This window comes from Actinacidiphila sp. bgisy144, assembly GCF_057708105.1.
The window spans coordinates 1-24,680 of the sequence record NZ_JBYIRM010000028.1 but is presented as its reverse complement, the minus strand read 5'-3'; the positions used below and the strand labels follow the sequence as shown (position 1 = coordinate 24,680).

At 73.9% G+C, this 24,680-nt stretch carries 22 protein-coding genes; 10 read left to right on the top strand and 12 right to left on the bottom strand.

The window, feature by feature from the left end; all coding sequences use genetic code 11:
* The first annotated feature begins 336 nt into the window (after nt 1–336).
* The 4 genes from AC3EVP_RS27360 (at nt 337) to AC3EVP_RS27345 (ending at nt 3,127) form a co-directional block, all read left to right on the top strand.
* The gene (locus tag AC3EVP_RS27360; protein ID WP_435134244.1) at nt 337–1,053 is read left to right on the top strand and encodes a DUF4232 domain-containing protein; all 717 of its coding nucleotides are present in this window, start codon (nt 337–339) and stop codon (nt 1,051–1,053) included.
* A gap of 160 nt (nt 1,054–1,213) precedes the next feature.
* On the top strand, nt 1,214–1,771 hold the full coding sequence (locus tag AC3EVP_RS27355; RefSeq protein WP_335982593.1) for a glycoside hydrolase family 25 protein: 558 nt from the start codon (nt 1,214–1,216) through the stop codon (nt 1,769–1,771).
* An 85-nt stretch (nt 1,772–1,856) separates the two neighbouring features.
* Nucleotides 1,857–2,063 (top strand): hypothetical protein, encoded by a 207-nt coding sequence (locus tag AC3EVP_RS27350; RefSeq protein WP_435134241.1) that lies wholly within the window; start codon nt 1,857–1,859, stop codon nt 2,061–2,063.
* 29 nt (nt 2,064–2,092) lie between these two features.
* Complete coding sequence (locus AC3EVP_RS27345) at nt 2,093–3,127, top strand: PHP domain-containing protein (protein ID WP_435134239.1); 1,035 nt, start codon at nt 2,093–2,095, stop codon at nt 3,125–3,127.
* 247 nt (nt 3,128–3,374) lie between these two features.
* Here the strand turns inward: AC3EVP_RS27345 and AC3EVP_RS27340 are convergent, their stop codons facing one another.
* Nucleotides 3,375–4,115 carry a 3-keto-5-aminohexanoate cleavage protein gene (locus tag AC3EVP_RS27340; protein WP_435134237.1) on the bottom strand — a complete coding sequence of 247 codons (741 nt, stop codon included), beginning with the start codon at nt 4,113–4,115 and terminating at the stop codon, nt 3,375–3,377.
* Nucleotides 4,116–4,187: 72 nt separating this feature from the next.
* On the bottom strand, nt 4,188–5,591 hold the full coding sequence (gene sthA, locus AC3EVP_RS27335; protein ID WP_335982587.1) for a Si-specific NAD(P)(+) transhydrogenase: 1,404 nt from the start codon (nt 5,589–5,591) through the stop codon (nt 4,188–4,190).
* Between the two features lie 154 nt (nt 5,592–5,745).
* Between sthA and AC3EVP_RS27330 the strand changes: the two genes are divergently transcribed.
* A complete protein-coding gene (locus AC3EVP_RS27330) occupies nt 5,746–6,729 on the top strand; it encodes a magnesium and cobalt transport protein CorA (protein ID WP_335982585.1) in 984 nt (327 codons plus the stop codon).
* 31 nt (nt 6,730–6,760) lie between these two features.
* Here AC3EVP_RS27330 and AC3EVP_RS27325 read toward each other — a convergent pair whose 3' ends face one another.
* The 4 genes from AC3EVP_RS27325 to AC3EVP_RS27310 all read right to left on the bottom strand — a co-directional run bounded on the left by AC3EVP_RS27325 (nt 6,761) and on the right by AC3EVP_RS27310 (nt 11,221).
* A complete protein-coding gene (locus AC3EVP_RS27325) occupies nt 6,761–9,142 on the bottom strand; it encodes a glycoside hydrolase family 65 protein (RefSeq protein ID WP_435134232.1) in 2,382 nt (793 codons plus the stop codon).
* The gene (locus AC3EVP_RS27320; RefSeq protein ID WP_335982582.1) at nt 9,139–9,879 is read right to left on the bottom strand and encodes an HAD family hydrolase; all 741 of its coding nucleotides are present in this window, start codon (nt 9,877–9,879) and stop codon (nt 9,139–9,141) included. The genes AC3EVP_RS27325 and AC3EVP_RS27320 overlap by 4 nt, the downstream gene beginning before the upstream one ends.
* Before the next feature lie 90 nt (nt 9,880–9,969).
* Nucleotides 9,970–10,635 carry an NAD(P)H-binding protein gene (locus tag AC3EVP_RS27315; protein ID WP_335982580.1) on the bottom strand — a complete coding sequence of 222 codons (666 nt, stop codon included), beginning with the start codon at nt 10,633–10,635 and terminating at the stop codon, nt 9,970–9,972.
* Nucleotides 10,636–10,756: 121 nt separating this feature from the next.
* Nucleotides 10,757–11,221, bottom strand: a complete 465-nt coding sequence (locus AC3EVP_RS27310; RefSeq protein WP_435134227.1) for a MarR family winged helix-turn-helix transcriptional regulator — start codon at nt 11,219–11,221, stop codon at nt 10,757–10,759.
* Nucleotides 11,222–11,356: 135 nt separating this feature from the next.
* Here AC3EVP_RS27310 and AC3EVP_RS27305 point away from each other — a divergent pair, with 135 nt between their 5' ends.
* Nucleotides 11,357–12,646 carry an MFS transporter gene (locus AC3EVP_RS27305; protein WP_435134225.1) on the top strand — a complete coding sequence of 430 codons (1,290 nt, stop codon included), beginning with the start codon at nt 11,357–11,359 and terminating at the stop codon, nt 12,644–12,646.
* On the opposite strand, the gene AC3EVP_RS27300 is transcribed toward AC3EVP_RS27305, so the two are convergent.
* The 5 genes from AC3EVP_RS27300 to AC3EVP_RS27280 all read right to left on the bottom strand — a co-directional run bounded on the left by AC3EVP_RS27300 (nt 12,574) and on the right by AC3EVP_RS27280 (nt 16,599).
* Nucleotides 12,574–12,993 (bottom strand): GNAT family N-acetyltransferase, encoded by a 420-nt coding sequence (locus AC3EVP_RS27300; RefSeq protein WP_335982616.1) that lies wholly within the window; start codon nt 12,991–12,993, stop codon nt 12,574–12,576. The genes AC3EVP_RS27305 and AC3EVP_RS27300 overlap by 73 nt on opposite strands.
* 255 nt (nt 12,994–13,248) lie before the next feature.
* Complete coding sequence (locus tag AC3EVP_RS27295) at nt 13,249–13,653, bottom strand: DUF2795 domain-containing protein (RefSeq protein WP_335982574.1); 405 nt, start codon at nt 13,651–13,653, stop codon at nt 13,249–13,251.
* Between the two features lie 254 nt (nt 13,654–13,907).
* Nucleotides 13,908–14,666, bottom strand: a complete 759-nt coding sequence (locus tag AC3EVP_RS27290) for a G1 family glutamic endopeptidase (RefSeq protein WP_335982572.1) — start codon at nt 14,664–14,666, stop codon at nt 13,908–13,910.
* A gap of 287 nt (nt 14,667–14,953) precedes the next feature.
* Nucleotides 14,954–15,544, bottom strand: a complete 591-nt coding sequence (locus AC3EVP_RS27285) for a cysteine dioxygenase (protein WP_335982570.1) — start codon at nt 15,542–15,544, stop codon at nt 14,954–14,956.
* Entirely contained in the window at nt 15,541–16,599 is a 1,059-nt protein-coding gene (locus AC3EVP_RS27280) for an amidohydrolase family protein (RefSeq protein WP_435134220.1), read from the bottom strand. Before AC3EVP_RS27280 ends, AC3EVP_RS27285 begins: the two co-directional genes overlap by 4 nt.
* Before the next feature lie 94 nt (nt 16,600–16,693).
* Between AC3EVP_RS27280 and AC3EVP_RS27275 the strand changes: the two genes are divergently transcribed.
* Nucleotides 16,694–17,710, top strand: coding sequence for a LacI family DNA-binding transcriptional regulator (locus AC3EVP_RS27275; RefSeq protein WP_435134218.1), 1,017 nt, complete (start codon nt 16,694–16,696; stop codon nt 17,708–17,710).
* 106 nt (nt 17,711–17,816) lie between these two features.
* Here AC3EVP_RS27275 and AC3EVP_RS27270 read toward each other — a convergent pair whose 3' ends face one another.
* Entirely contained in the window at nt 17,817–21,350 is a 3,534-nt protein-coding gene (locus AC3EVP_RS27270; protein ID WP_435134215.1) for a phosphodiester glycosidase family protein, read from the bottom strand.
* A 726-nt stretch (nt 21,351–22,076) separates the two neighbouring features.
* On the opposite strand from AC3EVP_RS27270, the gene AC3EVP_RS27265 reads away from it, so the two are divergent.
* The 3 genes from AC3EVP_RS27265 to AC3EVP_RS27255 are packed head-to-tail and all read left to right on the top strand — an operon-like array spanning nt 22,077 to nt 24,558.
* Entirely contained in the window at nt 22,077–23,225 is a 1,149-nt protein-coding gene (locus tag AC3EVP_RS27265) for a glycoside hydrolase family 3 N-terminal domain-containing protein (RefSeq protein WP_435134212.1), read from the top strand.
* A 39-nt stretch (nt 23,226–23,264) separates the two neighbouring features.
* Entirely contained in the window at nt 23,265–23,828 is a 564-nt protein-coding gene (locus tag AC3EVP_RS27260) for an NlpC/P60 family protein (protein ID WP_435134210.1), read from the top strand.
* 7 nt (nt 23,829–23,835) lie between these two features.
* The gene (locus AC3EVP_RS27255) at nt 23,836–24,558 is read left to right on the top strand and encodes an MBL fold metallo-hydrolase (RefSeq protein ID WP_435134207.1); all 723 of its coding nucleotides are present in this window, start codon (nt 23,836–23,838) and stop codon (nt 24,556–24,558) included.
* The last annotated feature ends 122 nt before the right edge of the window (nt 24,559–24,680 follow it).

Sequence of the window (24,680 nt, the reverse complement as noted above, 5' to 3'; positions counted from 1 at the left end):
CCCGGAAGCGTGGGCGGCACGCTCTGCGCGACCCCCATCAGCACCACGGCCGCGACCGCCTGCCCCCACGCGCTCCCGCCCTTTTCGGGCGCACTGCCGTTCCCCGTCGCACATCCCCCCACCTGCGATGATCCCCCGATACGAGGCTGGACCCCAACCGGTGGTCCCCGGCGGTACAAGGTGATCACCCGTCAGTTCGCCCCGGTGTCGGGGCGGGTGCGTAGGGGGTGCGCCTGTGCCGGCAGCGGTTCGAACAGGGCGTACAGAATGTGCGGATACGGCAACAATCCGTGGTGCCGACGGTTCGGAGGGGCCCGGAGCGAGAACGCGGTAGATATGCGTACCACGACGTCCCTGTCACCGCGCGGCCGGCGGACGCCCGCCGGGCGGCACCCGCTGGCGCGTACCGCACCGCTGGCCGCAGCGGTGGCCACGGTCCTCGCGCTCGGCGCCGCCGGCTGCGGCAACGGCGGCACCGGCACGGCGGCCGCCGCCTCCACCCGGCAGGCCGCGTCGGACAGCCCCGCGCCCACCACCACCGACGACTCCGCCTCCCCGTCGGCGGCGCCGCAGGGCACGACCGCGCCCGGGACCGCCGCCGCCTCGCCGCAGGCCATGGACGGCGACGCCCCCACGACCGTACGGGCCGAGGCGGCCGGCAGCCGATGCACCGTCACCGACCTGACGATGCGGCTCGGCCGCGGCGACCCGGGCGCGGGCCAGCTGTACTACCCGCTGCTGTTCACGAACACCTCGTCGCACCCCTGCGTCCTCGACGGCTTCCCCGGGGTCTCCCTGATCCGGGGCGACGGCACCACGATCGGCCGCCCCGCCGGGCGGGAGGGGCCCAAGGGCGCCGTGGTCCCCCTGAAGCCGGGCGCGACCGTGGAGGCGGACCTGCACACGCTCAACCAGGGCGTGCGCGGGAACAGTTGCTGGGGCCGGCCGACCCTGGTCAAGGCATACCCGCCCGGCTCGCGGGACGCCATGACCCTGGCGACCGCCGACCCCGTCGTCTGCGGCGACACCTTCGAGGTCGGCAGTGTGCACTGAGCCGCTCCGCTCCGGCGGAACCGCTACCGGCCGCGAGCGGGTCCGTACCGGTGACCACGCCCGTGCACGCCACCGCCGACCCGCCCGCCCCCGCACCCCCGACCCGTGAACCCACCGTCGACGAACCAGCGCACCGCACCACGTGAGGGAAAGGCCCGCCATGACCATCAAGGGCATCGACGTCGCTTCCTACCAGTCCAGCACCTTCAGCACCTCCGGCCTGGCCTTCGTGATGGTCAAGGCCACCGAGGGCACCGGCTACGTCAACCCCCGGCACGCCGCCCAGGTCGCGCACGCCCGGGCCGAGGGCGTCGCCGTCGGCCACTACCACTTCGCCCGGCCCGGCTCCGTCTCCGACCAGGTCGCCTACTTCCGCAAGCACGCCGGGATCAAGGCAGGCGACATCCTCGCCATGGACTGGGAGGACACCGGCGTGAGCTGCGCGGAGAAGGACTCCTTCATCAAGGCGCTCCAGAAGGCCGCCCCCACCCATCGGGTGCTGCTCTACTGCAACCGCGACTACTGGCTGCACCGTGACACCACCTCCTTCTGCGGCGACGGCCTGTGGATCGCGGACCCCGGCGCGAAGGCGGGCCACCCGCGGGTGAAGCACCCCTGGACCATCCACCAGTACAGCTCGGCCGACGGCCTGGACCGCAATGTCGCCGCCTTCGCCGACAAAGACGCGCTCACCGCCTGGGCGGCGAAGGGGAATTAGGCCGCGGCGGCGTACGAGCCGTTCCCGGGCACGTCCTGGTCCACCGTCGGCCGCAAGCCGCCGATCGAGCACTGCGAACAAGGACGTGAGCGGCTCCGGCGATGCCGCCCCCTACGAGGCGTGGCAGCGCAAATACAGCACCGAGCACCACAAGGGGTGGAGCGCCGCCGCCCTCAAGTGGCCGCCCGGCAAGGAGAGCTGGGACGCCCTCCAGGTGCCGAACGTCTCAGCCGCGGGGGACCGCGAGGGACCGCGGGGCCGGGCGGGTGACGCGGGCCCGCCCGGCCGTTAGCCGCGGCCCCGGGCGGGAACAGCGCCACCATGGAGCCCATCGAGGCACTCGACCGGATCGCGTTCCTGCTGGAGAGCGCCCTCGCGCCCACCTACCGGGTACGGGCCTTCCGGCGCGCCGCCGACATCGTCGCCGCACTCCCGCCCGGCGAGGTCGAGCGGCGCGCCCGCAACGGGCGGCTGACCGACCTCGCCGGCATCGGCAAGACCACCGCCCAGGTCATCGCCGACGCCTGCGCCGGCCGCACCCCCGCCTACCTCGCCGACCTCGAACGCCGCCGGCCCGCCCCACCCGCCGACGGCGCCGGGCAGGCCCTGCGCGCGGCCCTGCGCGGCGACTGCCATGTGCACTCCGACTGGTCCGACGGCGGCAGCCCGATCGAGGCGATGGCCCGCACCGCCCGCGACCTCGGCCACTCCTGGATGGTCCTCACCGACCACAGCCCGCGCCTGAAGATCGCCCGCGGCCTCACCACGGAACGGCTCCTGCGCCAACTCGACGTCGTCGCCGAACTCAACGAACGCCTCGCCCCCTTCCGCGTGCTCACCGGCATCGAGTGCGACATCCTCCCCGACGGCTCCCTCGACCAGAGCGACGAACTGCTCGACCGCCTCGACCTCGTCGTCGCCTCCGCCCACTCCGAACTCCGCATGCCCGCCCGCGACTTCACCCGCCGCCTCGTCAACGCCGTCGGCAACCCCCTCGTCGACATCCTCGGCCACTGCACCAACCGCCTCATCGGCGACACCAAGCAGCGCCCCGAGTCCACCTTCGACGCCGAAGCCGTCTTCGCCGCCTGCGCCCGCTCCCACACCGCCGTCGAGATCAACAGCAGCCCCCACCGCCTCGACCCGCCCCACCCCCTCCTCACCCTCGCCCGCGACCTCGGCACCCTCTTCTCCATCGACTCCGACGCCCACGCCCCCGGCCAACTCGCCTGGCAACTCCACGGCTGCGCCCTGGCCGAAGCCGCCTCCATCCCCCCTTCCCGCATCCTCACCACCTGGTCCACCCCCACCCTCCTCACCTGGACCACCACCCGCACCCTCCCACCCCCCGAGTAGCCCCCACCGTCCCACCAAGAGCACCCCAACCGAGCGACGCCCCCACCCCCCACCCCCCTACCGCGGAGGAGTGAAGCCGGGGCGCAGGGGGCGGGGTTCGGGACGTTCGTATATTTGTGGCGCGGAAAGCAAGGGCAGATTCGCGGAAGACGCGCAGGCGCCGTAAATATGCAGTCCCGAACCCCGCCCCCGGAGCCCCGGCGCCCCCGCCCCCGCAGCCCCGGCGCCCCAACGCCCCCGCATCACCTCAACCCGCCGCCGCCACCTCAGCAAGAGCCGCCCGTACAAGCTCCGCATTGTCCACGGCCGCGCCCCCGTCCGGGAGGACCACCGTGTCCTCCAGCCCGATCCGCACGTCAAGCCCCCGGCCCGCCGCGCACCGCAACACCGCCCAGGCACCCCCTTCCTCCCCATGCAGCAGCACCGGCCCCCGCGCGGCACGATCCAGCCCGTCCAGCGCGGCGAGTTCATCGAGCAGCGCGACCGCGGTCCCGGGCGCCGTCACCGGATCGTGGTCCACGACCTCCGCCAGCACCCGCACCAACCGCCGCACATGCGGCCACCTCCGCAACCGCACCGCCGCATCCGTCCCCGAGAACACCCCCGCCTCGACCCCGACCCCCACCTCCAGCAGCGCCTCCGCGACGATCTCGGCCCCCTCCTCGTGCCAGTTCACGGACGCGTGGTCCGGCAGCACCGACCACGACCGCACCAGCGCGGCCCGCCGCCGCGGGTCCGGCTCGGTCCACGCCCCGGTGGTCACCCCGATGGGCACCCCGGGCGCGGACGCCCGCACCGCCGCGACCGCGGCGTCCACACTCACCGCCGCCATCGTCTCCTCGCCCTTCCCGTCCCTGGGATGGACATGCACCGCCCGGGCCCCGGCCCGCACGGCCTGCGCCGCGGCGTCCCCCAACTCCCACGCCGTCACCGGCACCGCCGCACCCGCGCCCTGCCCCCGACCACCGTTCAGACATACCTGCAGCATCCCGCGATCATCCCAGCCGCCCCCCGCCGGAGGCCGCTCCGACCCGCCCTGCCACCCGGTGGCGGGTGCCGGTCAGGTGTCGAGGCGGTCGATCTGGCGGATCTTGTTGGTGACGTCGAGGGCGGCGACTTTATAAGACTCGGCCAACGTGGGGTAGTTGAAGACGGCGTCGACGAGGTAGTCGACGGTGCCGCCGCAGCCCATGACGGCGCTGCCGATGTGGATGAGCTCGGTGGCACCGGTGCCGAAGCAGTGGACGCCCAGCAGGCGGCGGTCGGTGGGGGAGACGAGGAGCTTGAGCATGCCGTGGGCGTCGCCGATGATCTGGCCGCGGGCCAGCTCGCGGTAGCGGGAGACGCCGACCTCGAAGGGGACGGCGGCCTCGGTGAGCTCGTCCTCGGTGCGGCCGATGAAGCTGATCTCGGGGATGGTGTAGATGCCGATCGGCTGGAGCTCGGGCATGCCGTGCACGGGCTCGTCGAAGGCGTGGTAGGCGGCAGTGCGGCCCTGCTCCATGGAGGTGGCGGCGAGCGCGGGGAAGCCGATCACGTCGCCGACGGCGTAGATGTGCGGCACCGCGGTGCGGTAGTGCTCGTCGACCGCGATCCTGCCGCGCTTGTCCGCGGCCAACCCGGCCCGGTCCAGGCAGAGTCCGTCGGTGAGGCCCTGGCGCCCGGCGGAGTACATCACCGCGTCGGCGGCGATCTTCTTGCCGCTGGCGAGCACCGTGAGAGTGCCCCGCTCGTGGCGCTCGACGGCCGCGACCGTCTCGCCGAAGCGGAAGGTCACCGCGAGGTCGCGCAGGTGGTACTTGAGCGCCTCGACCACCTCGCCGTCGCAGAACCCGAGCATGCCCTCGCGCTGCTCGACCACCGTGACCTTGCTGCCGAGCGCGGCGAACATCGAGGCGTACTCCATGCCGATCACCCCGGCGCCGACGATCACCATGGAGCGCGGCACCCGGTCCATGCTCAGTACGCTGTCGGAGTCCAGCACCGTACGGTCGTCGAACTCCACGCTCGCCGGGCGCGCCGGGCGGGTGCCGGTCGCGACGACCACGAAGTCCGCGGTCACCGCCCGCTCCCGGCCGGCCGCGTCGGTGACGGCCACGGTGTGCTCGTCGAGGAAGCGGCCGGTGCCCGGCAGCAGCTGCACCTGGTTGCGGCTGAGCTGGCTGCGGATCACGTCGACCTCGCGCCCGACCACGTGCTCGGTCCTGGCGGTCAGGTCCCCGATGGTGATGTCGTCCTTGAGCCGGTAGCTCTGCCCGTACAGGTCGCGCTGGTTGAGCCCGGTGAGGTAGAGCACCGCCTCGCGGAGCGTCTTGGACGGGATGGTGCCGGTGTGCAGGGACACCCCGCCCAGCGACGCCGGGCGGTCCACGATCGCCGCACGTCTGCCGAGCTTGGCCGCGGCGATCGCCGCCTTCTGCCCGCCGGGACCCGAACCGATGACCAGTATGTCGTAGTCGCGCACCCGCAGAGTCTGCCATCGCCGCCCCCGGCACCGTAACCCGTACGGGGGCGGCGGTTCGGTGACTTCTGCGTGCCGCCGCCCGGCCCGGGCACACGGACCGGCGGGCGGGCGCGCGGGTGATAGATCCGCACGCCGCCGAGGAAGGGATGTCCCCGTGATCGTCGACTGCGCTCTGTACCGTGACGGCCGCCGCACCCGCACCCCGGACGACCTGTCGGCCGCGCTCGCCCGGGCCCGCGGCCAGGGCGACTCCTTCCTGTGGATCGGCGTGCACGACCCCACCGAACCGGAGTTCGCGGACATCGCCGCCGCGCTGGAACTGCACCCGCTGGCCGTCGAGGACGTCGTCAAGGCCCACCAGCGGCCCAAGCTGGAGATCTACCCCGGCGCGCTGTTCGCCGTGCTGCGGCCGCTGCGCTACGACGACGCCAAGGGCACCGTGGGCGCCAGCGAGCTGATGGTCTTCCTCGGCGACGCCTTCGTGGTGACCATCCGGCACGGCGCCACCGGCGCGGCGGCCGCGGCCCGCACCCGGCTGGAGAAGGACCCGGCGATGCTCAAGCACGGCCCGGTCGCGGTGCTCCACGCGATCTGCGACAGCGTCGTGGACGACTACCTCGACGTCGCGACGGAACTCCAGGTGGACCTGGAGGAACTGGAGGAGCGGGTGTTCGCGCCGGTCGGGGGCGACTCCGCCCGCACCGCCGCGACCATCTACGCCTTCAAACGCCAGGTGCTGGAGTTCCGCCGGGCCACCGGCCCGCTCGCCGAACCCATGGCGCGGATGGCCGCCGGCGGCATGCCGTACACCGACCGGCGCAGCCAGCCCTTCTTCCGCGACGTCGCCGACCACCTCACCCGGGTCACCGAGGCGGGCGAGTCCCTGGACCGGCTGCTGTCGGACATCCTGGCCGCGCACCTCACCCAGGTCGGGGTGCGGCAGAACGACGACATGCGCAAGATCTCCGCCTGGGCGGCCATGGCCGCGGTGCCCACGATGATCGCCGGCATCTACGGGATGAACTTCCAGCACATGCCGGAACTCCGCCAGGTCTGGGGCTACCCGGCGGTGCTCGCGCTGATGGTCGTGGTCGTCCTGGTCCTCTACCGGCTCTTCAAGCACCGCGGCTGGCTGTGAGGAAGGAAATGGGGACCTCACCGTCACGAACTCACGAACGCACGCCGTGCTGCCCCGGCGCCTGGCTGCGCCGCCGCGGCGCCCGCCCCGGCGGCTGCTGGGGCGCCTCGCGGTGCACCACCTCCGGCAGGTCCCGCACCACCGGGTGCTCGGCGGTCAGCGTGAACGGCTGCTCGTAGTGCAGGATCTCGATCGGCTCCCCGGCGGCCAGCGCGTACGTCGCCGAGGTCCGCTTCACCTCCACCCGCAGCCGCCGCCCCCGGAAGTCCAGCCGGAACGCCACCCGGCTCAGCGCGTCCGGCAGCCTGGGCGCGAACCGGATCGAGTCGCCGTTGAACAGCCGCATCCCGCCGAACCCGGCCACCAGCGCCGTCCAGGTGCCGGCCAGCGCCGCGATGTGCAGCCCGTCCCGGGCGTTGTTCTCCAGGTCCTCCAGGTCCATCATCGCGGTCTCGCCGAGGTAGTCGTAGGCGAGCTGGAGGTGCCCGACCTCCGCAGCGATCACCGACTGGCAGTACGCGGAGAGCGAGGAGTCCCGTACGGTCAGCGGCTCGTAATAGGCGAAGCCGCGCGCCTTCTGCTCCGGTGTGAAGGCGTCACCGCGCAGGTACATCGCCAGCACCAGGTCGGCCTGTTTGACGACCTGCTTGCGGTACAGGTCGAAGTACGGGTAGTGCAGCAGCAGCGGGTAGCGCTCGGGGCCGGTGGCGTCGAAGTCCCAGCGCTGGTGCCGGGTGAAGCCCGCGGACTGCTCGTGGACCCGCAGGTCCTCGTCGAAGGGCACCGTCATCGCCGCGGCCGCGTCGCGCCACGCGGCGGTCTCCTCGTCGGTGATGCCGAGCGCGGTCGCGTGCCGCGGGTGGCGCTCGGCGGCATCGGCGGCGGCCACCAGGTTCGCCTGCGCCATCAGGTTGGTGTACGCGTTGTCGTCGCAGACCGCGCTGTACTCGTCCGGTCCGGTCACGCCGTCGATGTGGAAGGCGCCGGCGTGGTCGTGGTGGCCCAGCGAGCGCCACAACCGGGCGGTCTCCGCGAGGAGTTCGAGCCCGGTCTCGGCCTCGAAGGCGTCGTCGCCGGTGGTCGCGACGTACCGGACCACGGCGTCGGCGATGTCGGCGTTGACATGGAAGGCGGCGGTGCCGGCCGGCCAGTAGCTGGACGCCTCGTCGCCGTTGATGGTGCGCCAGGGGAAGGTGGCGCCCTCCAGGCCCAGTTGGGCGGCGCGCTCACGGGCGGCCGGCAGCGTGGTGTGCCGCCAGCGCAGCACCTCCGCGGCGGCCTGCGGCGCGGTGAACGTCAGCAGCGGCAGCACGAACGTCTCCGCGTCCCAGAACGTGTGGCCGTCGTACCCGGAGCCGGTCAGGCCCTTCGCGGGGATCGCCCGCTGCTCGGCGCGGGCGGCGGTCTGGAGCACGTGGAAGAGCGCGAACCGCACCGCCTGCTGGATCTCGGTGTCGCCGTCGACCTCGACGTCCGCCCGCTCCCAGAAGTCGTCCAGGTAGGAGCGCTGCTGGTCCAGCAGCCCCTGCCAGCCGGTGTCGCGCGCGCCCACCAGCGCCGCGTCCGCCTGGTCGCGCAGTGCCGGCAGTGAGCGCGTCGCCGACCAGCCGTAGGCGACGAACTTCTCCAGCCGCAGCCGCTGCCCCTTCTCCAGCACGCAGGTGACGGTCAGCCGGCTGACGTCCTCGCCGGCCTCCGAGGAGATCTGCGTGGTGCCCTTCGGGCCGTCCACCCGGTGGTCGGCGGCCGCGGCGACCCGCAGTTCGCTGCGGGTGGTGGAGTGGATCAGGCCCAGCCGGGTGCCGGCGGCGAAGTGGTCCTCGGAGACCAGCGGCGACTCCAGCGCCGCGGCCACCCGCGGGTCGCCGGTGGTGCGGGGGATGTCCTCGTTGGCCGCCAGCTCCGACTGCACCACCACGCGGACCTGCTCGTCCAGCGGCTCCACCTCGTAGGCGATCGCCGCGACCGCGCGCTGCCGGAAGGAGACCATCCGGGTGGAGCGCACGCGGACCGCGCGGCCGGCCGGCGAGACCCACACGCACTCGCGCTCCAGCACCCCGGCCCGCAGGTCCAGTTCCCGCTTGTGCGAGCGGATCGTGCCGTAGCGCAGGTCGAACGGCTCGTCGTCGACCAGCAGCCGGATCAGCTTGCCGTTGGTGACGTTGATGACGGTCTGGCCGGACTCCGGGTAGCCGTAGCCGGCCTCCGCGTACGGCAGCGGGTGCAATTCGTGCAGTCCGTTGAGGTAGGAGCCGGGCAGGCCGTTCGGCTCGCCCTCGTCGAGGTTGCCGCGCCAGCCGATGTGGCCGTTGGACAGGGCGAAGACCGACTCGCTCTGCGGCAGCAGGTCGAGGTTGAGCTCGCACTCGCGCAGCGACCAGGGCGCGACCTCGTAGGCCGGATCGGTGATCACGCGCTCCTCCCGATCAGGTCGGACAGGTCCTTCACCACGGTGTCGGCGCCGTGCCGCCGCAGCTCGTCGGCCTGCCCCACCCGGTCCACGCCCACCACGTAGCCGAAGCTGCCCTCCCGCCCGGCGTCCATCCCGACCAGCGCGTCCTCGAAGACCGCCGCCTGACCGGGATCGAAGCCCAGCTGCTTCGCCGCCGCCAGGTAGGTGTCCGGCTTGGGCTTGCCGCGCAGCCCCTGCTCCTTGGCGGTCAGGCCGTCCACCCGGACGTCCATCAGGTGCTCGATGCCCGCGGCGACCAGGACGTCCCGGGTGTTGGCGCTCGACGAGACGACCGCGGTGCGCAGCCCCGCCGCCCGCACCGCCTGCACATAGCGGACCGAGCCCTCGTACGGGGTGACGCCCTCGGCGCGGATCTTCGCCAGCACCAGGGCGTTCTTGCGGTTGCCCAGGCCGTGCACGGTCACCGCGGACGGCGGATCGTCGTCCTCGCCCTCGGGCAGCTCGATGTCGCGGGAGGCGAGGAAGGTGCGCACCCCGTCCGCGCGGGGGCGGCCGTCGACGTAGCTGTCGTAGTCCGCGGAGTCGAAGGGGCGGAAGCCGTCGCCCTCCCGGTCGTGCAGGAAGGCGTCGAACATCTCCTTCCAGGCCGCGGCATGCACCAGCGCCGTCGGCGTCAGCACACCGTCGAGGTCGAAGAGGCAGGCACGTACTCTGCTCGGAAGGCCGATCTGCGTCATGCGCACCATGTGCCCCCATACGGCGGCAAACATGCCCTTTGCGAGTGAAGTCCCCTCGGCTCGCCGAATTCCGCCGCCGAGGGCGGGCCGTCAGGCGCCGAGCCGGTTGATGTCCGGGCTGTGCAGGACGTACGGCTCCTCGCCGTCGAGCCGGGTGACGGCCAGCATCGCCCGGCCGAGCGCCTGCGTGGTCGTCACGTGCCGGGGTGCGAGGCGCCGCAGCAGCGGGTAGAGCCACGACCCGGCCCCGTAGAGCACGCGGTACCAACCGGTGCGGGAGCGCTCGCCGTGCAGCGGCTGGACCCACCCCGGCCGGAACATGTACGCGTGCATGTCCATCGCCAGCAGCGCGTTCTCGGTGCGCCCCTTCACCCGCGCCCAGCCCGAACGCCCCTGCTCGGTGCTGTCGGTGCCTTCGCCGGAGACGTAGGTGAAGGTCAGCCCGGGGTTGCCGGCGGCCACGGTGCGGGCGGCCGCGAGCGTGCAGTCGTAGGTGATCCGGGTGTAGTCCTGCGAGCTGTGCCCGGCCGCGGACACGCCCAGGCAGTAGAAGCACGCGTCCGCGCCCGCCAACTGCCCGGCGACCGCGGTGAAGTCGGTGAAGTCGTCGTGGAAGACCTGGCGCAGCTTCGGGTGGGCGGCCGCGAGGGGGCTGCGCGCCACCGCGAGCACCTCGGTCACGTCCGGGTCGCGCAGGCACTCGCGGAGCACGCCCTGCCCGACCATCCCCGAGGCACCGAAGAGGATCACCTTCATCGCGGTGCGTCGCCGCCCTTCCTGCCGTCCGCCGTCGCGCCCAGTCTGCCCCACCCGGGGCGAGAGATGCGCGGCCGGGGCGCAGCCGTTGTCCGGCGTTGTGTGGCCGGCCCGGGGGCGGTCAGAGTGTCGACGGGCGGCGGATCTCGGCGAGCGCGGACACCAGGGGCGCGAGGGCGGGGTCGGTCGCCGCCTGGTCGAGGGCCTCGCGCAGCGCCTCGTTGTTGGTGGGGCGGGCGGCGGCGAGCAGCTCGCGCCCGGCCGGGGTGACGTCGGTGTAGATGCCGCGGCGGTCGGTCGGGCACAGGTAGCGGGAGAGCAGCCCGCGTTCCTCCAGCCGCGTCACCAGCCGGGTGGTCGCGGACTGGCTGAGCACCACCGCGTCGGCGACCTGCTTCATCTGGAGGTGGCCGCCGTCGCCGTCGTGCTGCCGGCTGAGCACGTCCAGCAGGGAGAACTCCCGCACGCTCAGCCCGTGGCCGGACTGGAGGGCCCGCTCGATGTGCGTCTCGATGCGGCCGTGCAGCAGGGACAGGGCGCACCAGCTGTCGGCGAGCGCGGTCAGTGCCGGGTCCGTGGCGGTCATGGGCCAATTGTAGCGCGTTTGCAAATAACCAGCGCGTGCAAGTATTGTTGGCGCCTGCTAACCGCGCCGGCCTGCTAGTCGGGCGGGCGGTCTCCCCTGCCGTCCCCCTGCCGTCCCCTCCGAAAGGCCCTTCCCATGCCCCTCGCGCTCCTGGCCCTCGCCATCGGGGCCTTCGGCATCGGCACCACCGAGTTCGTCGTCGTCGGCCTGCTCCCGCAGATCGCCGGGGACTACGGCGTGTCCGTGCCCACCGCGGGCCTGCTCGTCACCGGGTACGCGCTCGGCGTCGTGGCGGGCGCCCCGCTGATGACCGCGCTCGGCACGAAGATCTCCCGCAAGCGGATGCTGATCCTGCTGATGGGGCTGTTCGTGGTCGGCAATCTGGTCTCCGCGGCCGCGCCCGTGCTCGCGGTGATGCTCGTCGGCCGGGTGGTCACCTCCCTCGCCCACGGCGCGTTCTTCGGCATCGGGTCGGTGGTCGCCTCGGAGCTGGTCGCCCCGCACAAGCGGGCCGGCGCCATCGCCATGATGTTCACCGGGCTGACGGTCGCCAACGTCGTCGGCGTCCCGCTCGGCACGTTCGTCGGGCAGAGCGCGGGCTGGCGGCTCACGTTCGTGCTGGTCGCCGGGCTCGGCGTGCTCGGTCTGCTCGGCGTGGCCAGGCTCGTCCCCGACCTGCCCCGGCCCGAGGGCGTACGGCTGCGGCACGAGGTCGCGGTGCTGCGCGAACCGCAGGTGCTGCTCGCCATGGCGATGACCGTGCTCGGCTTCGGCGGCGTCTTCGCCGCCATCACCTACCTCGCGCCGATGATGACCGACGTCACCGGCTACGCCGACGGCTCCGTGACCTGGCTGCTGGTGCTCCTCGGGCTGGGCATGGTTACCGGGAACCTGGTCGGCGGCCGGTTCGCCGACCGGCACCTGATGCCGATGCTGCTCACCGCGCTGGCCGCGCTCGGCGCCGTCCTGGCCGACTTCACGCTCACCGCGCACGACAAGACCGCGGCCGCGGTGACCGTCTTCCTGATCGGCGTGCTCGGCTTCGCCACGGTTTCGCCGCTCCAGAAGCGGGTGCTCGACCAGGCCGCGGGCGCACCCACCCTCGCCTCTGCGCTGAACATCGGCGCCTTCAACCTCGGCAACGCGCTCGCCGCCTGGCTCGGCGGGCTGGTCATCTCCGCCGGCCACTCCTACACCGCGGCGAACTGGGTGGGCGCGGCGCTCACCGGCGCGGCCCTGGTGCTGGCCGCGGTCTCCGCGGCGCTGGAGCGCACCGGACGGCGCTCCGCCGCCGCGGTCCAGGGCCGCACGGTGGTGAGCCGTACGGTCCCGGGCCCGGCGACGGACGGCGGTCAGCGCCCGGTGCGGGCCGAGACGTCCAGCGACAGCGCGGTGGAGTGCGCGGCGAACCCCAACGCCCGGTAGAGGCGCTCGGCCTCGGGTGTGGCGTGCAGGTCCACCCGGGTCACGCCGCGCGCCGCGAACCAGTCGAGCAGCGCCTCGGTGACCGCCCGGGCGTAGCCGCGGCCGCGGTGGGCGGGGTCGGTGCAGACGTTGAAGACGAAGCCGAACAGGCCCGCCGGCGACGAGGGCGACGGCAGCCGCCGCTCGATGGTGCCCACCGCGCACGCGGCCAGGCCCGCCCCGCCCTCGGCGTCCACCACGAACACGCCCGTCGCGGGCTCGGGGCCGGCCAGCTGGGCGGCGAGCTGCCGCCGTGCCTCGGCCTCCCAGGGGCCCGGCCGGTCCGCGCCGGTCATCGCGGCGAACATCACGCGCCGCAGCCGGACCACCTCGGCCGCGTCCGAGGGGCGCCCGGCCCGTACGGAGGCGGTCCGGGCGCCGTGCGTCCCGTCCGCCTCGTCTGCCCTGTCTGCCCTGTCCGCGCCCGCAACGGGCGCCGGCTCACCAGTCATACCGAGAATGTAGGCCGTGCGACCGGACGCCCGGGACGGGGGAGGGCGGCCCCGCCCGGGCGGGTGGCGGCCCGGGCACCGGTACCCGCGGCCGGGTTCGGGTGCCCGCGGTCAGTCGCGGTGGTTCTCGACGCCGTAGCCCAGCGCCTGGACCACCGCCTGGACGTTCGGGTAGACCTCGTCCGGCGGCAGGGCGGCGACCCGGTCCACGAGGGCGTCCGGCGCGCTGTGGCGGTGGAGCGCGCCGAGCAGGGCGCTGCGGCGGGCCGGGTAGACGCTGCGGTCGAGGTGCCGGGCCAGGTCGTTGCGTACGTAGACGCCCTGCGGCGTCATCCCGGCGGGCGCGGCGCCGCCGCGGGCGGGGGCGGTCAGGGCCGGGTCCTGGTCGGAGGGCTGGGGCTCGGCGAGCTCCTCGTCGGCCTGTACCGCCCGGTTCGCCCGCAGCGCGTCCTGAAGTTCCCGCTTCAGCTCGTCGTCGCGGGCGAAGCCGGTCTTGTTGGTTCCCTGGTCCGTCATGCGGTGATGGCCTCCCTGGTCGATCGCCGGGCGGCGCGGTGCTGAGGGTTGCGCGCCCGGCCGGGGCTGGGCTCCATCGGGTACCCGACCGGTACGCCCCGAAACCACCCCCTCCGCTCCCGCCCTCCCGCCTCCCCGGGCGCGCCGTACGCAAGCCACCCGGCCCCGCCCGGGGCAGGTCCGGGCGGGGCCGAGGGCGTGCGCGGGCCGCGGTCCTCACGGGGTGCGGCGTCGCCGGGGGGATCAGCGGCGGCTCAGCTGTGCTTCCAGGTCACCGAGAAGTTCTCGCTGCTGCTCAGCGACGAGGTGCTGGCCTTCGTGGTGCTGCCCGAGACCATGTTGATCTGGTCGGGGGAGAAGTTGCCGATCGGCTGGCCGTTGGCGGTGGCGCCGGTGAAGGACGCGGTGCCGAAGTTCGACAGCGGCAGCACGCCGCTGGAGCTGGAGGGCGCCTCGGCGATGATCTCGGCGGACGCGTTCGACAGGCCGCTCTGCGTCTTCGTGGTGGTCTTCGTCCACCCCTGCGTGGTGTCGGACAGCTTGAGCGTGTAGGTGGTGCCGCTGACGCTGACCGTCGAGGTGAAGTGGTCGCCGGCCTTGACCGTGTTGCTGTAGTTCACCGGGTAGGCCGGGTACATCTCGTACCACGCGTAGTACTCGGCGGTGCCGCCGTAGCAGTCGCCCTCGCTGCCGGTCTGCTCCACGGAGTTGCTGCCGTCGCCGTCCAGGCCGATCCAGAACGACGAGTACGTCGTCGAACTGGAGCAGCTGACCGCGGGCTGCACCCAACTGGACGAGACGCTGGTGAAGGTCTGTCCGGTGGCCGCGTAACCGGCCCAGTTGGAGCTGCTGCTGTGCTCGATCCGGCCGTCGGGGCCGATGAGGCGGTGGCTGCCGACCGGTGCCTGGAAGACCGTGGGGGCGGCGCTGGCCACGGCCGGTGCGGTGGCGAGGGCCGACAGGACCGCCGCGCTGACGGCTGTTGCGGCGGTGAAGCGCTTCGTTGCCGACATGCTGCTCCTTCTCGCGGGTCTCGCGGTACGGGCGTTGACTGGCGGCGGTCAGTGGGGTGCGCGTGCCGCCAGTGATTGACAGTGTGCAGACAATCACTGGTGGTGCGGCACTCGTTCGTGCCAACGATCGGCAAAGACCGCGCCAAGTACCCCGAGGTGAACGGGGTGTTCGACGCCAAACCGGGCAACTCGCCGCGCCGGCGCGCGAAAAGCGGCGCACAAGTGGATGTCATCGCTCCGCTTGTGCGCCGCCCTCGCTGCCGTCCGACCAGGTGTCAGGCCAGGCGTCAGGCCATGTCGTCCAGCGGGCGCAGCTCGTCGGCGTACGACACCGAGGTGCGCCGCAGGATGCCGGTGCGGCTGACGGTGTACTGGCCCATCCTCCACAGCGGCGGCGAGTACGCGTGGATCGACACGCTCCCGGCGTCCAGCCCGGTCAGCCGGTGGATGTGGTCGGGGCCGAAGCAGTAGACCTGCCCGGCCGGGACCTCGGTGGCCAGGCTCGGCACGCCCACCGCGAGGTTGTGCTCGACCAGGGCGCCCTGGGTGACCGCGACGGCGCCGGAGGATATGTCGTGGTCGTGCCAGCCGGTGTCGTTGCTCGGCGTCCAGCACAGCACCCAGACGTCCACATGCGCGTCGCGGTGCAGCGAGACGTAGTGGCGCCGGTCGTCGGAGAAGAGCACATGGCGGCGCCACAGCGCGGGGTCGGCCGCCACGGAGCAGGCGAGCTCGAGGAGTTCGCGCTTGTCGAGGTCGCGGCCGGGCAGCGTGTCGAGGCCGATCGACGGCGACACGCCGAGCCAGGGCTCGGCACGCTTGACCGGGGCGGTGTCCTGGTCCTCGGGCGACGGCAGGGACGACGGCGGAGCGGTCACGGACTGATCCCTTCGAGTAGGTGCAGCGGGTTGGCGACGCGGACGGCGTACTCCGCCGCCGCGCCCAGTCGGGGGTCGGCCGCCGTGGCGTACGGGCGGTCGCTGCCGAGGACGAGCGCGTCGATGCCCAGCACGCGGACCACGGCGTCCAGCGCCTGGCGGCCGTAGGAGGAGGTGTCCACGAAGACGCCCGGGTCCAGGCGCAGCGGGCCGCCCCCGCGCATGGCCGCCCGCTCGTGGTGCACCGGGGCGAGGCCGGCCGCGGCGGCGAAGCAGATCCGCAGCCGCGGGAGGAGGGCGCGCCCGGCGGTGTGCCAGGCCCACCACGCCGCCTGGAGCTGGGCGGTGTAGCCGACCACGGCCGCCCACCAGGCGGGCAGCGGCTCGGCGGCGGCGGACGCGGAAGCCGGTGCCGGCTCCGGCCCGGGGTGGACCAGGACGGGCTTGCCCGCCGCCTCGGCCACCGCGAGCAGCGGCGCGAGGCGCTCCAGCGCCCGGGGCGTGGCCATCGCGCCGGCGGGCACCTGGAGCCCGACCAGGCCGCGGGCCGCGGGGCCGGCGGCCGAGGGGGCCGCCGAACCACCGGGCGGGGCCGGGTCGTCGAGCAGCGCCGCCAGCGCCCGCGGGTCGGGCGCGGTCAGTTGCGCCGACGCCCAGCCGGTGAACGGCTCCGGCAACTCCCGGACCCCCGCGTGCCAGGCGTCCAGCAGCGGAGCGGCCTCCTCGGGCGGCAGCAGTTCGATGCCCAGCGGGCTCGACAGCGACACCGCCACCCGCCGCAGGCCCGGGTCCAGGCGTACCCGCAGCGCCGGGTCGTGGTCCTCGGGCCGCACCTCGTACGGCGGTTCGCCGGCCAGGTGGAGCGTCCAGCCGTCCAGGCGCGGCGGCCGGGAGCGGGCGCGCAGCAACTCGACGAACCCGGCGGGCCACAGGTGCTGGTGCACATCGGTGGGCCCGGGGGCACCGGGAGCACCGGGGGCGTCGGCCGGTGCGGCGGGGACGGCGGAGCACGCGGGGTCGGGAGTGCCGCCGGGGGAGCGACCGTAGCCGGACAATACCCTCCTCACGTCGACTGATGCGCTTCAGTTAAGCGCCTCAGTGAAGCGCTTAACTCCACGCGCCGTCAAGTGCGCCCCCTAGACTGGACGCGTGCCGCAACGACCAGCGAGGGTCACCCAGCGCGATCTCGCCGAGGAGACCGGGCTCTCCACCGCCACGGTGTCCTACGCGCTGCGTGGGATGCAGGTGCCCCCCGAGACCCAGCAGCGGGTGCGCGAGGCCGCCGAACGGCTCGGCTACCAGGCCGACCCGATCGCCCGCGCCCTCGCCTCCGGCCGCACCGGCTACATCGGCGTGCTCTGCCGCTCCCTGACCGACGTGTGGCAGCAGGCCACCGCCGCCGCGCTCGGCCGCAAACTGCTCGGCGACGGCCGGCACGCCCTCATCGTGGACGCCTCCAACGACCCCGCGCTGGAGGCCACTCTCGCCTCCCAACTCGCCGATCAGCGGGTGGACGCGCTCATCGTGCTGCCGGTGGACCCGGCCGCCGCGCACTGGGCGGAGGTCGCCGAGCGGACCGTGCTGATCTCCATCGGCGACGGGCTGCCCGGCGCCGCCGCCCACGCCGAGGTCGTCTTCGACAACGAAGCCGGCCTCACCGACGCGCTCCACGGCCTGGCCGCCGCCGGGCACCGCCGGATCGCGGTACTGACGCCCGGCGGGCTGACCACCCCCGACCGCCCCGCCGAGACCGTGGCCGAGCAGGTGGCCCGCCGGCTCGGCCTGCACGTCACGCTGCACCGCTCCCCGCACGACCTGGACGGCGCCGCCGCGATCGCCCGCGCGGTGCTGACCGGCCAGGACCCGCCGACCGCCTTCCTGTGCATGGCCGACTCGATGGCCTACGGCGTCTACGCGGGCGCCCGCGAGCTGGGCATGGAGGTGCCCGCCGACATCTCGGTCGTCGGGTACGACGACCACCCGCTCTCCCGCCTGCTGACCCCGCCGCTGTCCACCTACCGCTGGCCGGTGGAACTCCTGGTGGACCTGGTGGTCGAGCGCACCGTCAAGGCGATCACCTCCGGCCGCCGCAGCCGGCGCCGGGTGCTGCCCCCGGCCGCCCAGCCGCGCGGCTCGGTCGCACCGCCCCGGACCCCGCACAGCTGAGGGCGGCTGCGGCTGAGGGAGACCGCGTGCGCCCGCCGCACGCCCCCGCGCCCGAACGGGCCCGGCCCGCGCGGCCGCCCGACGCGCCCGGGCGGCCGCGCCCGGGTCACCGGGCCGTCACCGCCACCGTCGCGGTGCCGGTGATCCCGCCCGCCGTGACGCTGATCCGCGCGGTGCCCGCACGGTGGCCGGTCACCTCGCCGGTGGCCGCGTCCACCGTCGCGACACGCGGGTCCGAGCTGGCCCAGCGGCGCGAGACCGGGTCCGTGACCGGGACCTGAAGCGCCGTCAGGTCGTCGCCGGCTATCGACGTGCCGGTCGCCGTCAGCTGCTCCTTGCCGCCGGCCGCCAGCGACGGCGCGGGCGCGGACACCGCGACCGAGGCGAGCAGCGGCTGCACCGCGAACTGCACGGTGCCGTCCGGCAGGACATGGAACAGCCCGTAGTTGAAGAACCCGCCCTCGTCGGGTGTCGCGTACGGCGGGGTGCCCAGGTCGGCGACCACAAAGTTCGGCACACCGTCCGGCCCGTCGGTGCCGTCCGGCTCGCGCAGGTCCTCCGCGAAGCCGCGCGCGTGCCCGAACATCATCAGCACGTGCACCGCCGGATGCGTGCGCTGGTACCGCTGCACCAGCGCCTCGTACATCTGCGCCTCCCACCGGTCGGTGAACTGGCTGTCCGCCCGCGGGTGCGGGTCATAGGCGGGCGTGTGGGTGACGACGACCGCGACCTTGCTGGTGTTCTCGGTCAGATGCCGGGCAAGCCACAGGTACTGCGACCCGCCTTCGTCGGGCACCTGGAAGGCGTCGGAGGCGGTGATGCCGATGTGCCCGCTGTCGGTCACGATCATCCGCGCCGCGCCCGCGTCGTACGCGTAGTGCGTCGGGCCGAAGACGCTGGTGAAGTCGCCGTTCTCCGGGTCGGCGCCCTGGGTGATCTCGTGGTTGCCGACCGCGTCCCGGTAGGGCACGCCGAGGCCGTCGAGCAGGGTGCGCAGGTTCGTCAGATCGCCGGTCGTCCCGTTGTCGGACATGTCGCCGAGCGCCTGCACCTGTTGGGGCCGGGCGGCGGGAGGCAGCGCCCCGAAGAGGCCGGGCAGCGACTTCAGGGCCACCGTGCCCGTCGCCCCGGGCGTGGCCGCGGTGGTGTGCGCGTCGTCGAACGCGGCGACCGTGGTGCCGCCGGGCCGGAAGGACGACACGTCGGTGAACCGGAGCCAGGACGGGTTCTTCGGGATGGCGGTGTACGCGGCCGTCTTCGGCGGGCGCGGCGAGTACAGCGCCTCGAGGTCCGCGAGGTGGACGTCACCGGTCAGGTCCGCGCCCGGCTTGATCGTCACCAGCCCCAGGTAGTTGATCCGCAGCGGGTACTGAAGGCCCTGCGGCAGTTTCGCCACCACGTACTGCCAGCCGTCGAAGGTGATGCCGGTCGGGTAGAAACTGGTCGGCTGGTTGCTCGCCTGCCAGATGCCCACGTTGAGGGTGACGATGCCCGGCGTGAGCCCGTCGCCGGGGCGCGAGGCGAGGTCGGCGTTGCCCTTCACCCACACGCCGAGCCCGATCGGCGCCTGGTCGCCGCCCCGCAGCGGGATCTGCTCGCTGTCCGGGTCGTTGAGGTAGACGCTCAGGTCGTAGGTGCCGGTCTTGTCCGGATAGGTGTAGTGCACGTCCATGGAGCCGCGGTCACCCGGCGCCGCCGTGGTGGCGGAGTCCAGGGAGATGCTGCCGTTGGTGGTGGAGTGCGGCCCCGGGCTGGGCACCTTGCGCGGGTAGACGTTCATGTAGTCGCTGGTCACCGACCACTTGGACAGGTCGGTGAGCGGGTCCACCGGGACCGTGGTGGAGCCGACCGCCAGCGACGCGGTGGCCTTGGTGCCGCCCGCGGCGGCCGTGACGGTGGCCAGTCCGGTGCCGGCGGACGCCGCCGTGAAGGTGCCGTCGGCGCCGACCGCGCCCAACTCCGGCTTGTCCACGGACCAGGTGACGGCCGACGGCGGCAGGCTGACTCTCGCACCGCCGCTCGCGGTCGCCGTCGCCGCCAGTGCCTGCGATGCTCCGTTGCCGAGGTCGGCCTGCGCCGGTGTCACCGCCAGCGTGTGCAGGGCGCCGACCACCGACAGCGGCACGGAGGAGGCGACACGGCCCGAGCGGATGTGCAGGGTGCCGCGGCCGGGCCGGCCGGCGAAGGCCAGCGTGGTGCCGTGCACCGTGGCGAGGCCCGGCGGGCTGACGCTCAGGAAGACCGGGTCCGCCGCCGGGTTGTCCGCCGTGTCCAGCGCGTAGGCGGGCACGTCCACGGAAGTGCCGGCCAGCGCCGTCAGCGGCTTGCCGCCATTCACCACCGCGTGCGCCGCGGGACCGGCCGCCGCCTCCCGGCTGTAGAGGAACAGGCCGTTGGCGACGGGCCGTTCGTGGCCGTCCGACGGCGTGTTGAGCACCGACGCCCGGTCCTGCCCGGGGAGCCTTCCGACCATCTGGGTCGAGCCGCCCCCGTCGAAGAGGATCGCGTCATAGGCGCCGTGCTGCATCATCCAGCCGGCCAACTGGGGCCGGGTCAGGCCCTGCGCGACGCTCTCGGCCTGGTGGCCGTCGAAGGCCGCGAAGATCGCGTGCCTGCCGTCCTTGGTCACGCCGACCGCCGTCACCGGGTTGTCGACGTTGTTGTCGCCGCCGGCCTGGAGCGGCACCGCGCGCTGACCGTCCTTCACCAGGACCGCGCCGCCGCTCAGCGCCTGCACCACATCGCTGTCCGGCCCCAGCGTGTCCGTGGTCGCGACCTCGTCGCCCGCGTGGACATGGGCGGCCAGCCAGTCCCCGTACGCGGCCGAGCCGACCAGGTCCTCCTGGCCGTCGGCGAGTTGGGGCAGGTCGGTGACTCCGCTGCGCACCGTGTCCACCGTCAGCGTGGCACCGTCGGCGCCGAGCCGGCCGGTGACGACGGTGGCCGCCGCGATGGACGCCGGGCCCAGGTCGGGCGTGACCCGCAGCAGCGCGCCCGCGCCGAGGTCGTCCACCGCGTTGACCCCGGTGAGCGCGGTGCTCGCCGCGCTGGTCCGGTCGGTGAGGGTGCCGGTGTACGTCTCGGTGCCGATGCCGATGCTCCCGTCGCGGCGGACCCAGAAGTCCGCCGGGCGGCTCGGCTCGGGGCTCTTCAGCAGCCGCCCGTCGCGCACCACCATGCCCTCGGGCCGGCCGCTGGCGTTGATCTCGAAGAAGTCGCCGTTGATCCCCGCGACCGCGCCGGTGCGCCGCGCCATCGAGGAGGGCACCTCGTCGGACGGGTCGGTGAGGCGGTCGTGCGACTCCACCACGCCGAGCCGTACGTTCCGGTCGGTCAGCGACACGTCGAGGACCTGCGCGCGCTGCGCCCCGCCGACCGTTTGCAGCGTGTCGGAGTAGTGGTCCACCCCGTGGGTCAGGGTGCTGGGCGCGGTCGTCTTCTCGTCGACCACCAGCGGCCACTGGTCGGGGGTGGGCGGCAGCCAGGACGACGCGGCGCCGTCCGCGCGGGTGCTGGCCGCGGCGGTCGCGGGGCTGCCGCCTGCCGCGAGCAGCGTGGCGCACACGGCGGCCGCCACCAGCGCGGCCAGGGTCCGTGCCGCGCGTCTCGGGCGGCGTGGGCGGTTCAGGAACTGGGCCATGAGTCCTCCGGGCGGGCCTGCCGCCGGCCCGCCCGGACCATGGCGGCCCGGCGGTCCCGGCCGTCGCGGCCTGTCGTACGGGAACGGTGCGGTGGTGCGCCATGCAGTGTGGACGGCCCGGGCCGCATCCGGACGTCGGTGAGCCGACGGCAGGATGAGCAACAGGAGCCGGAGCGCGCCACACGTGGCGAACCCGGGCACATTATGGCCCCGTGTTCGCAGAAATTGTCCGTGCACCGCCAACTCGGTGGGGGTGGGTGCGGCCGAACTCCCTTGGCACGCCCGGCTCCACCGGGGCGGCCGCGTCTTCGCCTCCGACGCCCCGGGCGCGGTGCGCGCGGGCCCGCGGACCAGGGGAGCGCCCCTCGCCCCGGCCGGACGGGCCCTCTCCCCGACCTCGGCCTGCCCCGACCCGACTGGTGACGTTCCGTATCGCATTTCATCGCTCTGTGTCATGACTCCACGATGACGCATGGCCGGGGCGTCCCGCGCAATGCCACCCGTCCGGCTGTGGACAACTCCCGCGAGGCCCCCGCCCGTGAAGGTTCCGCCCCCTGAATCCGCGCCGGAAACCGCGTCGCCGCAGGTCCCGAACGCCGCCTTTGGCGTAGGCCATTGGCGTTCGCCGGAGCCCTTCCGGGCCGTGGCGGGAAGGGCGTACCGTCCCGACGGTGTCATGAACGCTGCACAAATCCCGCGCCCCCACACCCACGGGAAGAGGCACCCATGGACGCACCACGCAGCCTGCCCGTCCGCCGCCGCACGGTGCTGGCCGCCGCGGGCGCCGCCGTGGCAGCCGCCTCGGCCGGCGCCACGAGCGCCGCGGCAGCCGGGCGGACCCGCGACCGAACATCCGCCGCCCCCACCGCGCTGACCGCCCGTCAGACCGCGGGCCAGCGGGTGATCTACTCCTACCCCGGGCTCACCGTGCCGAGCGCCCTGCTGGCCACGATCAGCGCGGGCGAGGCAGCCGGAGTGATCTTCTTCGGTGAGAACATCTCCAGCGAGAGCCAGATCGCCTCCGTCGTGCAGCAGCTGGCGGCGGCCAACGCGGCGAGCCCGGTCAAGGCGCCGCTGCTGCTGATGACCGACCAGGAGGGCGGCGAGGTACGCCGCCTGCCCGGCGCCCCCGCCCTGTCGGAGAAGCAGGTCGGCGAGGCCGCGCAGCCGCAGACCGCAGCCACCCAGGCCGGCACCGGCGCCGGCACGAACCTGGCCGGCGTCGGGATGAACGTCAACCTCGCGCCCGTGCTCGACGTCTACTACACGGCCGGCAACTTCGTCGACAAGTACCAGCGCTCCTACAGCAGCAGCGCGAGCACCGTCTCCACCCTCGGCAAGGCGTTCATCACCGCCCAGCAGGCCACCGGCGTCGCCGCCACCGCCAAGCACTTCCCCGGCCTCGGCGCCGCCACCGCAGCCCAGGACACCGACGCCGGCCCCGTCACCCTCACCCAGAGCCTGTCCAAGCTGCGCGGCGTGGACGAACTCCCGTACCAGGCCGCGATCGCCGCGGGCGTCCGACTCGTCATGGTCTCCTGGGCCGTCTACCCCGCGCTCGACGCGACCGCACCCGCGGGCCTGTCCGCCACCGTGGTCCAGCAGGAGCTCCGCGGCCGGCTCGGCTACACCGGCGTGACCGTCACCGACGCCCTGGAAGCCGGTGCGATCAGCGCCTCCTACGACACCGCGCAGCGCGCCCTGCTCGCCGCGGGCGCCGGGATGGACCTGCTGCTGTGCTCCGCCCGCGACACCTCCCAGGGCGACGACGCCGCACAGGCCCTCGCCGGCGCCTACACCAGCGGCCAACTCCCCGCCGCCGCCTTCGACGCGGCGGTCCAGCGCGTCACCGCGCTGCGCACCTCCCTATCCTGAAACCGGGGCCGCTTCCCGCGCCCCACCCGAGGAAGCGAGGTGGCGACCACGCCCGACGATCAGCTGCCCGACCCGGTCCAGTCCGACCCGGTCCAACCCGGCCCGGTCCAGCCCGCTCCGCTCAAGCCCGACCCGCTCCAGCCCTCCGCCCAATCGGACCCGCACCCCCACCCGCGCCCGGCCCACCCCCTCCTCTCCCTTCTCCCGGCCCCCTTCTGGCACGTCCCCTACGCCGGCGCCCGCCACCCCGGCTCTGCGGCCGTCGCGGCGCTGCCCGGCCTCGCCGCCGGCGCCAACTGCCAGCTGTACGCCTACGCGGTGCTCGCCCACTTCGGCCGCTCCCTGCCCGCCCTGCGCTCCAGCGACCTGTGGGAGGACACCCGGCACACCGTCCAAGTAGCGCAGGCCCGCCCCCTCGACCTGCTGCTGTTCAACAAGGACGGCGACGCGTACGGCGCCCACGTCGGCGTCTGCGTGGGCGACGGGCAGGTCCTCCACCTGTGTGCGGAGGTCGGGCGACCCGCGGTGTGGGGAACGGCCGACTTCGCCGCGCGCGAACGCTACCGCTTCCTCGTCGGCGTCAAACGGCTCCGCGCGGCATGATGAGCCGATGAGCGACGACATCGCGGTACGCCGTCTGGACCTGGGGTACTTCGTCCGTCCCGCGGTCGAGACCGGCGGCCGGGAACCACGCGTCGAGCCGGTACTGGCCTACCTCGTCCGCCACGAGGCCGGGCTGCTGCTGTTCGACACCGGCATCGGCGCCGCCGACCCGGAGACCGAGGCCCACTACCGGCCCCGGCGCCGGGAGTTGGCGGCCGCGCTCGCGGACGCGGGGGCCGGCCTCGCGGACGTGGCGCTGGTGGCCAACTGCCACCTGCACTTCGACCACTGCGGCGGGAACCCCTCGCTGGGCCGTACGCCGATCCTCGTCCAGGCGTCCGAACTGGCCGCGGCGCGCGGCGAGGACTACACGTTCGGCGAGCTGGTGGACTTCCCCGGCGTGCGCTACGAGGAGTTCACCGGCGAGGCCGAGGTGTGGCCCGGCGTGTGGATCGTGCCGACCCCGGGGCACACCGAGGGCCACCAGTCGCTGGTGGTACGCCGACGCGACGGCACCGTGGTGCTGGCCGGCCAGGCGCACGACTTCGCCTCCCACTTCACCGCCGGCCACCTCGCCCGTCAGGCCGCGCTCGACGGCGTACCGCCCCCACTGCCCTCCTACCGCCCCTGGCTGGACCGGCTCGCCGACTTCGACCCCCGCCGCGTGCTGTTCGCGCACGACGCCGCCGTATGGGAGCCGACCCGCCCGGGCCCGGCCTCGGACGGGTGAGCGATCGGCACCGCGCGTCAGGACCCCGCGGTCCGGCCGGGCCGCGTCACCCGCGTACCGGGCTGGTGGAATTGCGGACGACCAGTTCGGGGGCGTGCAGGAACTCGCTGGGCGTGGAGCTC